The sequence below is a fragment of the Runella sp. CRIBMP genome (assembly GCF_009905605.1).
GTDB lineage: Bacteria > Bacteroidota > Bacteroidia > Cytophagales > Spirosomataceae > Runella.
Genome location: NZ_JAAAKZ010000025.1, coordinates 1 through 15067 on the forward strand (window position 1 = coordinate 1; position 15067 = coordinate 15067).

Sequence of the window (15067 nt, forward strand, 5' to 3'; positions counted from 1 at the left end):
TTTTTTTTTACGGACTGAATCAACCATTTTTAGGAGTGAACCGCCTGTTTTTTGGGAGTGAACTGGGGTTTTCTTTATTCAACCATCAATCAAAATTCAATGCTGAATTAAGGCTTGAAAAGAGGATGTTTTTGCAAAAAACAATAACTTATCTGGCGGAAAATAGCCGCATTTAATGACCACACAAATGGAAAGCGCATTTGAAAAATACATCCAGTCTTATTTTGGAATTCCGCCCGAAACGGTGACGGAAATCGTCTCCTATTTTCAGCCAATGACTTTAGGAAAAGGAGAATATTTTCTGAAAGAAGGGGCAAAATGTGATAAAATGGGGTTTGTGCAATCGGGCATCATGCGCGAATACCTCATCGAAGAGCAAGGTCGAGAAGTGACCAAATGGATTTCGACCTCAGGTTATTTTGTAGTTGATATTGCTGCTTTTTTGTTTCGTGCTCCCGCCCGTTGGAATCTTCAAGCCCTCTCAGATTGTGAATTATTGGTCATTCACCAGAAAGATTACGCCCAAATCGGCCAAAAAATACCTCAATGGCCCGAATTGGAGAAGCTGTTTATTGCCCGTTGCTTTACGATTCTGGAGCAACGCATCGTGACGCACCTGTCTTTGACGAGCGAAGAGCGTTACGAACTGTTTTTTACCCATCATCGTGAGTTGTTCAACCTGGTACCGTTGCAGTATTTGGCTTCGATGCTCGGCATGACCCCCGAAACTTTCAGCCGAATCAGAAATAAATTGGCCAAACGCACTTCTTGATTTTTGTCAAGAGAGATGATATGAATGGGCGCGACCTTTGTATCATCAATCAACGCAAAAAATAAGTAAGACAATGAAAATCAACCCACATGCGCCCGTCAAACAAGCAAAACAAATCATGATTTATGCCGCACCCGAAAAGGTATGGGCCGTATTGACCGACATCAATCATTGGGTAAACTGGAACGACAAAATTACCCAAGCCTATGTAGCCCAAACTCCAAGCGTGGGCGTACGGTTTGATTGGAAAGTAAATGGGGCAAAAATCAAATCGATACTGCACACCGTCGAAATCAATAAAAGCTTTGGATGGAGCGGGACCACCTTTGGCGGTGCGGCCATTCATAATTGGTATTTATCTGTTCAAACTGGCGGAACTCTGGTAAACGTTGAAGAAAGCATGGAAGGGTGGCTAGTGTTGTTATTTAAGAACAAAATGAACAAAGACCTTGAAAAAGATATGCAGTTTTGGCTAGAAATGCTGAAAAAAGAATGTGAAAAATAGTCTTTTCGTGGTAAATACCCTACCAAATGGGGAGAATTTTGGCGCAATGAGTAATTTTTGGGTTAATAATCATTATGTAAATAAACGATAACGAACCTTTTAAAGCCTACTATTGCAATGCGACTAATTCAGTTTATAAATTCGGATAACCAACCCCGTGTTGGCATTGTCGGAGAGGACAAAATTCAAGTTTTGTCGGACATACATTCCGTCTACTATTTGTTTCATGATGCTGTTAAAAACAATCTAAGCCTGGAAGAGAGAGCAACAGAATTGGCTGGAAAACAGTATGTTGATTATGAAACTTTAGTAAAGACAAATAAACTTTTGCCGCCGTTGACCCATCCAGACCCTTATCATACGTGGATTTCTGGCACGGGGTTGACGCACTTAGGTAGTGCCGCTTCCCGCAACGCGATGCACGATAAAACCAACGTGACCGAGCTTACCGATTCGATGAAAATATTTAAGATGGGAGTAGAAAACGGGAAAATGCAAGCGGGTATTCCAGCCTCTCAACCCGAATGGTTTTTCAAGGGAAATGGTCTGATGGCGGTTAATCCGGGCGAGGAGTTAACGTCACCAGCGTTTGGAATGGACGGTGGCGAAGAGCCCGAAATGGTGGGTTTGTACATTGTGGATGCGCAAGGTACTCCGCAGCGTATCGGTTTTGCGGTGGGAAATGAGTTTTCAGACCACAAAATGGAGCGTATCAACTACCTTTATTTGGCTCATTCCAAACTGAGAAATTGCTCCTACGGGCCAGAGTTGTTGTTAGGCAACCTTCCCGAATCGGTCACTGGAACCAGTCGTATTATTCGTGATGATAAAGTGTTTTGGGAAAAAGAATTTTTGACGGGCGAGGCACACATGAGCCATAATTTGGCCAATTTGGAGCACCATCATTTTAAACACAAATTGTTTAGGCAGCCTGGAGATGTGCATGTTCACTTTTTTGGAACGTCGGTGTTAAGCTTTGCTGACGCCATCGAAACCCAAGAAGGCGATATTTTTGAAATCACGGCGGAAGGTTTTGGAAAGCCTTTACGCAACCGATTGATTATCGAAAAATAATAAGAATTTATTTTACTCAATAAGCTCAGTAAAATGAATTACTGAAAAAATACACCCATCCCTGATTTTCAATCTGAAACAACAAACGCGTCAAACCAAAGAATAATTTCTTTGATTTGACGCGTTGAATAATGGCCTTAATTGCCTTAAATCTTTGGTTCCCAGCCTTTTTCGTACTCACGTCCCCAGAGTTTCATGGCGTCGCGGTCGCGGATATGGCCGTTTTGAGGGTCAACTTCAAAAGATTTGTTGGTACGATATGCAATGTTGGCTAAGTGACAAAGCAAGGTGCTTTTAGCTCCCTCGTCGATGGGTGAGGCTTGTTTTGCCTTACCCCGTACAGCGTCAAAGAAATTGACCACGTGGCGCGTGGTCATGTCGCCGCCACCGCCCAAGGCCGTGCCTGCTTCTGAGCCAGTTGACTTGCTGTCTTTGATTACTTTGCCGTCGCGACTGAATAATTTATAGCCGTCGCGGTCAACGTACACGCTTCCGTTACTTCCATAAATAACCGTTCCTCGGTCGCTGCCGTAGGTTTTGTGACCGTTGCGGCTTTTCCCATCCCATTTGATTACTTTATTTCCAGGAAAGCGGAACATTGCATCCATGGTATCATACATGGTCCAACCGTCGTCCAAGAAAGAGCGTTTGGCGGCCTCCACCATGACAAATTCTGGGAATTCTACCTGCAAAGCCCAACGCGCCACGTCTAACTCATGGGTGGCGTTGTTGCCGCTTTCGGCAGTACCATAATCCCAGCCGTACCAGTGCCAGTTATAATCCCAAGTGTCGTGCGTGTATTCTCTGCGAGGTGCTGGCCCTTGAAACAATTCCCAATCCAAACCATCGGGAACGGGTGATTTTTTAGGAACAGGAACCTCACCGCGTGAGGCGGCGTAGAAAGCCACGGCTTTGTAGGCGGTTCCGATGGCACCATTATGGATTTGGTTAATGATATCAATCGACTCCAACGACGAACGTTGCTGATTGCCCATTTGAATCACTTTACCGTATTTTTTCTGGCATTCTGCCAAAATTTCACCTTCACGAGGGTTATGGCTACAAGGTTTTTCGACATAGACGTGCTTCCCAGCCTGCACGGCCATCCACGTACCCGGGGCGTGCCAGTGGTCGGGAGTTGCGTTTATGATGGCATCTACTTGTTTATCAGCGTATATTTTGCGGAAATCATTTTCTAATTTTGGCGCATAAGTAATGTGCTTTGAAAATTTTTGGGCCGCTGATTCGCGCTGTTTTTTCATGACATCGCACAAATAAATCAACTCTACGTTGCTGCTTTTGAGGCCAATAGGCTCATAATAAGCCCCTAAACGTCGCCCTAAGCCCAAAATAGCAAGGTTGATGCGGTCGTTGGCCCCGATGATTTTGGCGTAACTTTTGGCCGACATGCCGTTTGCCAACCCGCCAAAGGTTAAGCCAGCGGTGCTGAGTGCAGCTTTCTTTATAAATTCTCTCCTCGAATTTTCCATTTTAAATTTGGTTAAATACTTGTCTGTTAGCAATATAGATTATTTGAACCCAATGATTATGTCTACACTTTGCGTTTGCCTTTTTTGGAGGCTTCACAAACCCCTTTGAAGTACCCTACCGACTCGGCAATGCCCGCCAACGGGTCTTTCATGTCTTTTTCGTATTCCAGACTGCAACAGCCGTCGTATTTTACCTTGCGAAGCATAGCCACAAACGCAGGAACATCAATTACCCCACGGCCTAATTCGCAGGTTTTCCCGTCTTTTGAAGCGGCAGTTACGTTTTTAAGGTGAATATCAAAAATCCGTTTGTTGTATTTTTCTAAATCTGCAATAGGATCATCCCCAAAGCGCATGTCGTGGCCCATGTCAAAACAAAGACCGATACGCGGATCAAGATTTTTAACGGCATCAATCACCGACGAGGCATTGGGCCAAAGTTTAATGTCGGGGCCGTGAATGTGAATCGCATAACGCATGTCATACTCTTTCACTTTTTTGTCAATGTAAGGCAAAAGGTCTTCATTGGGAACCCCAACGATGAGTTTTACTCCCACACGCCGCGCATAATCGAAGCCGTTGTCGATTTCTTGCGTTGTTTTCATATAAATGGGCCCCACGGCGTAGCCCGTTACCCCAGATTTTTTTAGGGTTTCGTGAAAAGTCGTAATCTGCTCGGCGGTGCTATTAAAGGGCAAATGGAAGTCTTTGATACACAGGTAGTGAACGTCCACTTTTTTCATCATTTCGAGGGCTTGATCCAGCTTGAAATGCACGAAACTGTAGCCAGCAATTCCCAATTTAAACAGGTCTTCGTTGGCCTGAGCGTTGGTTTGAGATGCGCCAAAGGAAGCCGCTGCTGGGCTCGCCAAAGCGATGGTTCCCACGGCATTTTTAAGGAATGATCTACGGTTGGTCATGAAAGTGGAGTATTATGTGCCTGCGCACGGTTGATGGTTTTTTGGGTTCTTTAATCAATGCTAAAGTGTACTTTTGGGAATATGCCGTTTGAGCAACTCCTTATTTTTTTAAAGAAGGGGCTTGTTTTTCTCTACTTACTGGCATTTTCTATTATGGGTTGAATGAGTGAGAGGGTGTTGCTTACGCAAACGTTTTCGTTAAAAGGTTAACGTAAGCTATTGACTATCTGCGTGATGCGTAACTTGCAGAGTATGAATGAATACCCCCAATAATCGAATAGGTCTGTAAGTCGGGAAATTTTTTCTAATAATTCAAAAATATTTTTTTAAGTAGTGCTTTGTCCCTCATGGGTAGTAAGGCCGAATGGCTACGGGGGATTTGCTAAAAATCGTGGAATTTGATTTTCAGGGTAGCTGTACCTCTATAAATCCATCCGCTGTTGAAATGGTTTGATAAAAATAGTTAATTTTCAACAATTAACGCAAAACATCGTTTGTACAACGTTGAAAATATACATATCTTTAAAATGATTGAATCAAATCCATGAAGCTTCAACAGATTTCGCCTAGGCAAGAGATAACGCCGTCAGTGGGTACAGTGGTGTTAACTGTCAGTCAATTGATTAATTATTTTGAGGCTTCTTTAAAAAAGCCCAACAACTACCCGCGCATTGCCCGTGCCTATGTTGAGTATTGCCTACACAATCACTTTGGCATGGATGCCGTCAGCCTTAGTTTTTACGCTGCTGGAAAAAAAGGGAATCTGGTTTCGCCCGTTCGTAAGTTTTTGAAGTTTTATGCCGAACAAGGCCAGCCGCAAGTTGTCTTGGACCCGCCCACTACGAGTAAAATTTCGCCGGCTGCCAACGAACTGATTTTGGGTTATCTCAACGATGCCACCCATTTGCGCGGTGACCAAAGTCGGGAAAACTATACCAAAGCCCTAAACGCTTTTTTTGAATACATCGAAACAGAAACCATGTCTGGTCGGCCTGCCTCTTTTTCCAGTCGGACCGTTGGGCAATACGTTAACTTTCTGCGGACCAAAAACTTATCTGCTTTTACCATCAATTTTTATTTATCGGTGATTAAACAATTGACGGTTTGGGTCATCAAAAATCGCTCTCGGTTGGGGCTGTCGCTGGAACAATTGGAAGACTTACACGAAATTTCGGGTATCCGTGGACTGAGAATTGAGCGGGGTTTCTACAAGGAAAGTTTGAACGAAACCGAGCGTGCGGACTTGCTTGCCTCCATCCAAAATCCCACCGACCGTGCCATTGTTGCGTTATTGGGTATCGAAGGCCTCCGAACGGTCGAGGTATGTAGGTTGCAGGTTGGTGATTTTGATTTGGAGCGCGGTCAATTGTGGGTATTAGGAAAAGGAAAACATACCAAAAAAGTCATTAAACTCTTTGAAACTTGTGCAGAGGCGCTGCGCCAATATAGTATGTATATAGGCAAACAAGCCACCAAAAATACCCCCCTTTTTCCAGATTTAAAAACTGCACAAATTCGCTATCGGGTCGATAAATACTTGAAAGCTCTGGGACTGAAAAGACCCAAAATTTCGGCTCATAGTTTGCGTCATACAGTGGGGCAATTGTTGATTGAAAAAGGTGTTGAACCGATTCACGTTCAGCGGCATTTAAGGCATGAGTTGTTTGAAACCACTCAGTTTTATATAAAAAAACAAACGGAGAAAGACTATCTAAACAAAATGCCTGACTAGATAGGTACTCACGCAAAGTCGCAAACCGTTTTATTCTTCAAATAAGATAGAAAACAGTTGTTTGATATGTTTTTAATATAAAAACGAAATAATAACGATATAAAATCAAATCATAACGAATCAACGGTGAACAAGCTCATAAGCAAAATTAGGTTCAATAAGCGGAAGTATCACCTGAAACTTGGTTTCTTCCTGAAACACCGAAACGGCGGGCTGATTCAGAAGTTGATACTTCGCCATGATATTATTGAGACCAATTTTATTTGAAGCAACAGCTAGACGCTTTTTTTGAAGGTTATTCTCAACACACAAAGTATTTTCAGCCGCATAAATCCGAATATGCAGAGGTTTGGAAGCAGAAACAATATTGTGTTTTACGGCATTTTCAAACAATAATTGAAGCGTCAAGGGTGGAATAAGAAAGTACGAATACTGTTTTGGAATATCAATACTAAGTTCAATCCCTTTTCCGTGACGGGTTTTGAGAAGATTAAAATACGCTTTTATAAACGCTATTTCTTCCTCCAAAGCACACAATTCACGGTTGTTTTCCCGCAGTAAATAGCGATAAACCGACGAAAGTTCGTCGATAAAGTCACTGGCTTTTTCTGGACTTGAATGCACCAGAGACGAAATAGAATTTAAACTGTTAAACAAAAAATGTGGGTTAATCTGGGCCTTCAACGAATCAAGTTGGCTTTGTAAATTGGCCTTTTTTAATTCCTGTGCTTCTTTGTAAGAAACCTGCCATAAACGATACAAATAAAAGCCCTCAAAAACCGTAGCAATCTGAATCGTGCCGACTAATGACACCAAAGCATTGAAAAAATAGGGCTTGAAATGGGTATAATCTACATAGTCCCACACAGCAAACAGTTGATAAAAATACGTTTGTACCACCCGAACCGCAAAAGAGCCAATGGTAAACCAAACAGCTTGATACAAAATACGTTGGCGGGTATGAATGAGTTCTGGAAATTTTCGGCGTGAATAAATAATCCCGATGCGGTTTACTTCCCACACAAAAACCGCCCCTATAACAAAGAAAAAAGGGATTTTCCAGTCATCTGCGTAAGGCACATTGGTGTAACCGTACATGACCCATTGCCCAAAAAGAGCAATAAGCGGAACACCCGCCAAACGGGTCCATTTATCGTTGAGTTTTTTCATCAATTTCCAGTTGATGCCCCTATTTGCCCATCCATTCTTTAAAATCGCCCACACGTTCACGGCTTACCGTTACTTCTTTCTCGACGGAAGGTTTTAGGTCCAGTTTAAGTTTTCCATTAAAATAATTATGAATTTGAACCACCGATTTTATTCCCAAAATATACTGACGATTGATTCTGAAATAGTATTTAGGATCGAGTTGTTGTTCGAGTTCATCAAGGGTGTAGTCAATCAAATGTTTAACCCGGTCGCGGGTCATTAAAAAAGTAATCCCTTCTTCAGTGTAAAAATAAGAAATATCCGTGATTTCAACTGGAATCAGCCGTTGTCCGAGTTTTACCAAAAACCGGGAACGATACTCACGGAGTTGGTTATGACGCTGCAACTCCGAAACCAGTTTAGAAATATCAATCGTTTGCGTTTGGGCACTGTTTATCTGCTCATATTTTCGCAACGCCCTTTCGAGTTCTTCTTTCTTTATGGGTTTAAGCAGATAATCGACGCTGTTTACCCGAAAAGCCTGAATGGCATATTCATCGTAAGATGTGGTAAAAATAACCGGACTTTTTACCTCCATTTGGTTGAAAATCTCAAAACTTTGCCCATCGCACAGTTCAATGTCCATTAAAATCAAATCAGGATTTGGGTTGGCTTGCAGCCATTCAACGGTGCTTTCAATACCGTCAGTTATACCAGAAATTCTGAGTTCAGGAGCAACTTCAAGCAGCAATTTTGATAATTTTTGTACTGCTAAGGGTTCATCTTCAACGATAAGCACGTTCATGGATTTGTTCATTTGAGAATGTAAAATGACACAAAATTACCGCAACAGTAAATAGTGGAATGATTGAAGTGTTAAAAAATGCCAGTAAAATAAATGAAAACTCACTTGAATTGAAGGACGTTTAATACTTGAGAGTCAGTAAAGTCTTAAAATTCGTTACCGAACGTTGATGCGCAGTTTATCTGGTTGCACCACCCGAAAACCCTGAGGGGTGACTTCGATAAAACCATCATGCTTGAATTCACTGAGCGTTCGAATCAGCGATTCAGACGTCGTACCAATCATCGCGGCCAGATTTTCGCGGGAAAGCTGAATTGCGCTTTCGGGTTGTTGGGCCTGTAACACCAGCAACGTATCAGCTACGCGGCGGCGCAAAGAATTGTAAGCCATTCCAAGCAGTTTTTTTTCGTGGTCACTTACGCGGCTAGACATCAACTTGATAAATTTTAGGCTTACCTCCAAATCATCAGATATCACTTTTAAGAAATCAGCTTTAGGAATATAAATTAATTCTGAGTCAACAAGGGTCACGGCCGAATCGGTGTAATCGGTGTGCATAAATAAGGAAAGATACCCAAAGAAATCGCCAGGATGATAAAGCCCCGTAATAAACTCTTTGCCGTCACCATTGATACGAACAGTTTTTACTTGCCCTGATTTGAGATAAAACAATCGAATAGGCTCATCGCCCTCCAAATAAACGTATTGCTTTTTGGGGATAACGTGCGGCTTTCTGTCGGTTATGAAGCTTTGAAATTTACCTTCATGGTATGTCTCCTGTAAAAAACGGTTTAGATTATCCTCCTGCACAGGGGGAACAGGTACGGGATTAGCCGACGGTTTGAGATGAGCAATCTTGTTCAATCGAACCTCAATAGACCGCAGTAAATCACTTTCGTCAAAGGGTTTCATCAAATAATCATCTGCCCCCAAATCCATGCCTTTGCGCAAATCAGTGCGTTCAGTTTTGGCCGTCAAAAAGATAAAAGGGGTTCCCGCCAGTTCAGGATTTTGGTTGAAAATTTGCAACACTCCGTAGCCGTCCAATACAGGCATCATAATATCACAAATCACTAAATCGGGCTTAACGGCAATGGCTTTCTCTACGCCAACTTTTCCATTCTCGGCCACATAAACCTGATAACCAGCCAATTCAAGAATATCGGCGGTATTTTCACGAATGATTTCGTTGTCTTCAATCAACAAAATGGTTTTCATAAGGTAAGGTTATGGTAACGGTCGTTCCTTGATTCAAGACACTGGTCAGTGTAATATGTCCTCCCAAAAGATTAACGTATTGATTTACAATATGTAACCCCAACCCAGTACCAGAAATATTGGCGGCGTTTTTGGCTCTGAAGAAACGTTCAAATAAATGTTTTTGGTCTTCTTCCGAAATGCCGATACCGCTATCCTGCACGGTAAGTGTCAGCAGACCGTCTTTACAAGCTCCCTCCACCGTAATGCTCGATTCAGAATCAGAGTATTTTGCGGCATTTGTCAGAAGATTCAGAATGATATTACGCAACAGCGTAGCATCAATAATGATGATATCGGTAGGAGAAAAATGAGACTTAATCGTCTGTCCTGGCTTCAATATCCCTTGCATCACCTCCATAATTTCATCCACTAGTTGGGCCAAGTTTACGCGGTCGGTATGAATTTCTACTTTTCCCTCTTCTAACCTGCCCAAGGATAAAAACTCTTCTAGGATTTCGTTGAGGTGGTTTACCGATGCACGAATTCTCACCAAATGTTTGTGGATTTTATCCTGATTAGCTCTGTCGACGTACTTTTCAACCAATGTTGTGGAGGTTAAAATCGCCGTTAATGGTGTTCTGAACTCATGGGAAGCCAATGAAACAAAACGCGATTTTAAAGCACCCAATTCACGTTCCCTGTCCAAGGCTTTTGCGAGTTCTTCTTTAGATTTTTCAAGTTGTCGGAGCGTGTTAATGAGGGCGTGGGTTCGATTGGCCACCTTTTGTTCCAGCTCAACGTTAAGTTGGTTAATCAGTTCATGTTGGGCCTTCAGTTGCAGCTTGGCTTCTTTCTTAAAGATAATGTTGTTAATAAAAGCGATGGCATACAGCTCATCATTCAGGCGAAAGTAACTTAGGCTTACCTCAACGGGGAAGTCAACGCCCTCTTTAGTGACGGCTCTCAGGTCATACCCGTTCCCCATTTCCCGCGTTTGGGGGTTGACGTTAAAGTTTTTGCGGTGTTGCCGGTGTACATCGATGCGGTCGGAGGGTATCAATTGTTCAATGTCCATTGTCGTAAATTCATCCTCCGAATAGTGGAACAGTTTTTCTGCCATTTTATTGGCCGAAATAATCTGTCCATTTTCATTACAAACGATGATTCCGATGGTCGCATTCGAAACAATGGTTTCATATTGACGGATAGATTGCAAAAGGGCAAGTTCAGCTTCATACAATCGATTCAGATTGACAATTCGAACCAAGGCGTTATTTGTACCTCGGATAAGCGTAATTGTAATACCACCCCGAAATACCTGCCCCGAAAGGCACTTTACCTCAACTTCTTCATAATGATGCTCCGATTCCATGAGCTTTGCTATTTTTGTAGCAATCTCTGTATCTTCATCATGCGCCGCACGAAACCAAGGATCCTTGAAATCTGAAAATTTTTGATTCCCCGAAAAGCCCATTAATCTTATCCCAGAATGATTAATCCGTAGAAAATGAAATCGTTGTAGATCATAAATTCCTAAGAAATCATTTTCCTGTTCAAAGAGTAAATTCGATAAGTCATTAAAAAGCATATTCCTTGATTTTCAAGTGGTATTTTTCAGAAATTTCTATCTAAAAACGATATTATAACGAAGAAGGCGCGGGTAAAACACAGGGGCAGAGTTGACCAAAATCAATTTCGAGGGGCGAGAAATCACTACCTTTGCCCAAGTTAATGATTCGTTTTTATTTTAAAAATAAGCAGGCATGGAGTTCACGGTTTCGCATCCGATTCAGATTCCCTCGCAGTCCGCTGATTTACTTATTTTTATGCCTTCAGCACCGGGAGAAAACACCTTAATTGCTTCGCTAGACTCCTTAGCCGATTTGCTACAAAATCTGCTGGGTACTAGTGTTCATGTCTTCAAAATTGATGAAATGACGTATCCTGGAATTGTTAAGAGTTTTGACATCTTCAAAACTCCCACCTTTGTACTAGTGCAGCGAGGCGTTGAAGTTTGGCGTCAAGTCGGTATGACAGATGCCCAGACAATTATCAAAGCGGTAAAAAATCAGTTGACCGACTAGAGCCTGAGACTACGGCCTGCTTTTGATTTGATATGAATTCGGTACACGATAGGGTGCACTGTTTTCTCGGTTTCAGTTGATGTTTGATTTAAAGTTCCAGGTTTTTCATTGGCAAACACTGGCACTTTTCGGTTTTTGAGCAAATAAAGGGCGGAGTCGCGCAGTTCATCATGTAATTCCTCAAACTCTCCTTCAATCAAAACACTTTGCCAAACGCCAGGGTTAATCATTTCATCAATTTCGAAAGCTACATTCGGATTTTTTTTTACCATATCAATTTTGGTTCCTGCCCGCGTAATACCGTAAATGTAAAGCCCATCGTAAAAAAACATGACTGGTTCTATCAAAATCCTATTTTCAGCCGAGCAGCCAATTCGCCCGAAATATTGATTGTGCAGCATGTGGTCTATAATTTCCGTTGAAAGTTCAGTCAGCATGGTAGATGGTTTTTTGTAATAGGTTGTATCAAATTATGACTTATAAAGTCGTTCGTAATACTCCGTCGCCAACCGAAGCGCATCAAAACGCGGGCTTATTTCATTGATTCCCGCTTTTACAATGGTCCACCAAGCATCGGGGGTTTCGTAATAAAGCGGCAAAATCTTGTTTTCAAGGTATTCAAACAGGTTTTTGGCATCAAAATCATCTTGCTCGTGGGTCGGGTTGTTTACGTCGGCTTCAGGTAATATAAATGCATTCTGGCCGTTCAAGGCAAATTCAGGTACCCAGCCATCGTTCGTTGAACACATCAACGCACCGTTCATAATGGCCGTCATGCCGCTGGTTCCTGAGGCTTCGTGAGTGATGCGCGGCGTATTCAACCACACGTCTCCTCCCCTTTTTAGCATTTTTGACAATGACAACTCGTAACCTACCAAAACAGAGCAGTTTACGTAGCGCTTTGACAAATGCACAAGTCGGTCAAATTGGCTAATGCCTACATAATCATAAGGGTAAGGCTTACCCGCCCAAATCAATTGGATGGGATAGCGGGTATTGGAAATCAAACGCTCGAAGCGCTCCAAGTCATTGAGCAATAAATCGGCTCGTTTGTATCCTGTCAGTCTTCTTGCCCAAACAATCGTCAGGATGTTGGGGTCATATATTTCGCCCGTTTGGTCGGCTACCACTTCAAACAACTCCTTTTTCCAATCCGCTTTTTTTTTCTTTAAGAATTCATCATTACCCGTTTTTGCGGCTTCAATGAAAGAATTATCCACCCAATACACCTGACTTTGGGCGTTGGTAATGTGAATAATCGGGCTTATGTCTGCCGTGTGTTGCCAAATAGATTTACTTATTTTCTCGTGCATCGCTGAGACGGCATTACTGAGTCGAGCCAGTCGTAAAGCACCCAACGCATGATTGAAAGAATCTCCCTCTACCCCCGTCAAACTCCTTACTTTGTCTAAAGGCAAATAGTAAAAAAAACCCATGCGGTCAAGTAAGCGAATATCCGACTGCGGATTGCCGGCTTCTTCGGGTGTGTGCGTGGTAAAAACAACGCGCTCTTTGACCAACTCAACGCTGCTGAATTTTGAATACAAATAAAAAGCCAACGGCAAGGGGTGGCTTTCATTCAAATGATATACCTCAGGTGTTAAATTGAGGGCATCTAGCAACTTTGCGCCCCCAATACCCAGTACCGTATAAGCCGCAATTCGGGTTTCTGGATTGGGGTCATAAAGTCGGTGCGTAATGGTTTGGGCCAAATAATCATTTTGTGGCAAGTCTGTGGTCAGCAGAAAAAGGGGGGCAGTTCCAAACACCGAAGGGGGCAAATAGTACGCCCCCACCCACACGGGTGCATTGTTAATCAGCACCTGCACCGTAACATTTAGTTTTACGAGAAAACCATAATGTTTCTCCATAAACAAAACATCCATGGTCTGGTCAGCTTTTCTGATTTGATCATAGTAGCCGTACTTCCATAAAATACCAACTCCGATAAGGTTTTGCTTAAGCGCATAGGCCCCCCGCAGGTGCGAGCCCGCCAAAAAGCCCAACCCTCCTGAGTACGTTTTTAAGGGTTGATGAATGGCAAATTCCATCGAAAAATACGCAACGCGCTTAGAATACTCGGCCGTAAAGCCAATGAAATCGTCCGCGAAACCTGATAATGAATAAGTACTCATGCTATTTTGGCACAGGTTTGAAACTGGTAAAAGTGTCCAAATTCGATTTTCAGAAAAGTAAATTACTAAAATAGAAACTTCCTTCACATGAAGCTAATCACCGAAAAAACTGATTTTTCTCACTTCTAAAAATCAGTTTTTTGAGAAGTACTAAATTCAATTTATCGTTTATTTAACAGGGCTTCGAGCTATCCATCCAAACTTTATTTGGCCTCATTCTTCTCGATATTCAGCATAAAAAAGGGGCTTAACATGGGGATTTCATTGCGCAATGAGGAATATTTTACCCACTCTCTGATGATTTAAAAACCATAAAACCAGCCAATTAAGGTTAGTTTTATGGTTTTTTGACTGAGTACGAAAATTTATGTGGGGAAATAATCTCTAATGGGAAAACCCATCTTAAATCATATTAAACATAAAACTTCAATATATATCGAACATTTTTTACGCCGCTTTTATAATGAGATAAACTGGTTATAAAAATAGATTTTTGGCCAATTGATAACTTTCAAACGGATAAAAAATGAAAAATTCGACGTTAATATATGCCCTCATCACCCGGGCTACGGGTAAAATTGGCGAATCTTTTGCGCGCATTCTGGCGCGAGAAGGATACAGTTTGGTTTTGGTAGACACCAAACCAGATTTATTAGAAAAAGCATGTAACACCATTCAAGAGGAGTTTCCTTCCACCCACACGGTTTGCATTAACAAAGATTTAACCCCCGAATCGGCCTCGTATGAGCTTTATAGGGAAGTAAAAGAACAAAATTTGACCATTGAGCTATTAATCAATAACGAAGAAATCGAACACCTAGATCAAAACCCTTCCCTAAAACATACCAGTAGTTTCTACGGAAAAGATGGCATCCCAACCACCAATGCTTTTTTAAAGCACCCCTTAACCATTCTTTTTCTGAAAGAAATGATGGCACAAAATACGGGGAAAATAATGCATTTTATCTCAACAATAAACCGCGCTCGCAACATCCGGTTTTCGACGCATAACTTCGATAAACCACTTATTTTTTCGCTCATTGAGGTATTTCAAAATACTATCCAAGAAAGTCTCATCGAGCTCAATATCCTGAATTCGCAGAAGTATTCCCTGTCTTATACGTCGTTGGATGATTTGGATTTAAGACATAATTAGGGGCCGTACTGGTATAGTATTTTAATTTCGTTTTACCCCATCCAC

At 42.0% G+C, this 15067-nt stretch carries 14 protein-coding genes; 6 read left to right on the forward strand and 8 right to left on the reverse strand.

Annotation, left to right across the window (positions count from 1 at the left end; all coding sequences use genetic code 11):
- Nucleotides 1–187 precede the first annotated feature (187 nt).
- The 3 genes from GVN20_RS27620 (at nucleotide 188) to araD1 (ending at nucleotide 2351) form a co-directional block, all read left to right on the forward strand.
- Complete coding sequence (locus GVN20_RS27620; protein ID WP_166561441.1) at nucleotides 188–772, forward strand: Crp/Fnr family transcriptional regulator; 585 nt, start codon at nucleotides 188–190, stop codon at nucleotides 770–772.
- Nucleotides 773–845: 73 nt separating this feature from the next.
- Nucleotides 846–1277: an SRPBCC family protein gene (locus GVN20_RS27625; RefSeq protein ID WP_166561442.1), complete on the forward strand. Its 432-nt coding sequence runs from the start codon at nucleotides 846–848 to the stop codon at nucleotides 1275–1277.
- A gap of 117 nt (nucleotides 1278–1394) precedes the next feature.
- Nucleotides 1395–2351, forward strand: a complete 957-nt coding sequence (gene araD1 / locus GVN20_RS27630; RefSeq protein WP_166561443.1) for an AraD1 family protein — start codon at nucleotides 1395–1397, stop codon at nucleotides 2349–2351.
- A gap of 146 nt (nucleotides 2352–2497) precedes the next feature.
- Here araD1 and GVN20_RS27635 read toward each other — a convergent pair whose 3' ends face one another.
- Both GVN20_RS27635 and GVN20_RS27640 read right to left on the reverse strand, forming a co-directional pair.
- Nucleotides 2498–3841, reverse strand: coding sequence for a Gfo/Idh/MocA family protein (locus GVN20_RS27635; protein ID WP_114464396.1), 1344 nt, complete (start codon nucleotides 3839–3841; stop codon nucleotides 2498–2500).
- Nucleotides 3842–3903: 62 nt separating this feature from the next.
- Nucleotides 3904–4761 carry a sugar phosphate isomerase/epimerase gene (locus GVN20_RS27640; protein ID WP_166561444.1) on the reverse strand — a complete coding sequence of 286 codons (858 nt, stop codon included), beginning with the start codon at nucleotides 4759–4761 and terminating at the stop codon, nucleotides 3904–3906.
- 544 nt (nucleotides 4762–5305) lie between these two features.
- Between GVN20_RS27640 and GVN20_RS27645 the strand changes: the two genes are divergently transcribed.
- A complete protein-coding gene (locus GVN20_RS27645) occupies nucleotides 5306–6493 on the forward strand; it encodes a tyrosine-type recombinase/integrase (protein WP_166561445.1) in 1188 nt (395 codons plus the stop codon).
- A gap of 120 nt (nucleotides 6494–6613) precedes the next feature.
- Here GVN20_RS27645 and GVN20_RS27650 read toward each other — a convergent pair whose 3' ends face one another.
- The 4 genes from GVN20_RS27650 to GVN20_RS27665 form a co-directional block, all read right to left on the reverse strand.
- Nucleotides 6614–7663 carry a sensor histidine kinase gene (locus GVN20_RS27650; protein WP_166561446.1) on the reverse strand — a complete coding sequence of 350 codons (1050 nt, stop codon included), beginning with the start codon at nucleotides 7661–7663 and terminating at the stop codon, nucleotides 6614–6616.
- A gap of 19 nt (nucleotides 7664–7682) precedes the next feature.
- Complete coding sequence (locus GVN20_RS27655; RefSeq protein ID WP_166561486.1) at nucleotides 7683–8447, reverse strand: LytTR family DNA-binding domain-containing protein; 765 nt, start codon at nucleotides 8445–8447, stop codon at nucleotides 7683–7685.
- A 156-nt stretch (nucleotides 8448–8603) separates the two neighbouring features.
- Complete coding sequence (locus tag GVN20_RS27660) at nucleotides 8604–9665, reverse strand: response regulator (RefSeq protein WP_166561447.1); 1062 nt, start codon at nucleotides 9663–9665, stop codon at nucleotides 8604–8606.
- Entirely contained in the window at nucleotides 9643–11019 is a 1377-nt protein-coding gene (locus GVN20_RS27665) for a PAS domain-containing sensor histidine kinase (RefSeq protein ID WP_229599214.1), read from the reverse strand. Before GVN20_RS27665 ends, GVN20_RS27660 begins: the two co-directional genes overlap by 23 nt.
- A gap of 391 nt (nucleotides 11020–11410) precedes the next feature.
- Here GVN20_RS27665 and GVN20_RS27670 point away from each other — a divergent pair, with 391 nt between their 5' ends.
- Complete coding sequence (locus GVN20_RS27670) at nucleotides 11411–11731, forward strand: thioredoxin family protein (RefSeq protein ID WP_166561449.1); 321 nt, start codon at nucleotides 11411–11413, stop codon at nucleotides 11729–11731.
- Here GVN20_RS27670 and GVN20_RS27675 read toward each other — a convergent pair.
- Both GVN20_RS27675 and glgP read right to left on the reverse strand, forming a co-directional pair.
- The gene (locus GVN20_RS27675) at nucleotides 11728–12168 is read right to left on the reverse strand and encodes a pyridoxamine 5'-phosphate oxidase family protein (RefSeq protein WP_166561450.1); all 441 of its coding nucleotides are present in this window, start codon (nucleotides 12166–12168) and stop codon (nucleotides 11728–11730) included. The two genes, GVN20_RS27670 and GVN20_RS27675, sit on opposite strands and share 4 nt — an antisense overlap.
- 33 nt (nucleotides 12169–12201) lie before the next feature.
- Nucleotides 12202–13866, reverse strand: coding sequence for an alpha-glucan family phosphorylase (gene glgP, locus GVN20_RS27680; RefSeq protein WP_166561451.1), 1665 nt, complete (start codon nucleotides 13864–13866; stop codon nucleotides 12202–12204).
- Between the two features lie 526 nt (nucleotides 13867–14392).
- On the opposite strand from glgP, the gene GVN20_RS27685 reads away from it, so the two are divergent.
- Entirely contained in the window at nucleotides 14393–15022 is a 630-nt protein-coding gene (locus tag GVN20_RS27685) for an SDR family NAD(P)-dependent oxidoreductase (protein WP_166561452.1), read from the forward strand.
- The last annotated feature ends 45 nt before the right edge of the window (nucleotides 15023–15067 follow it).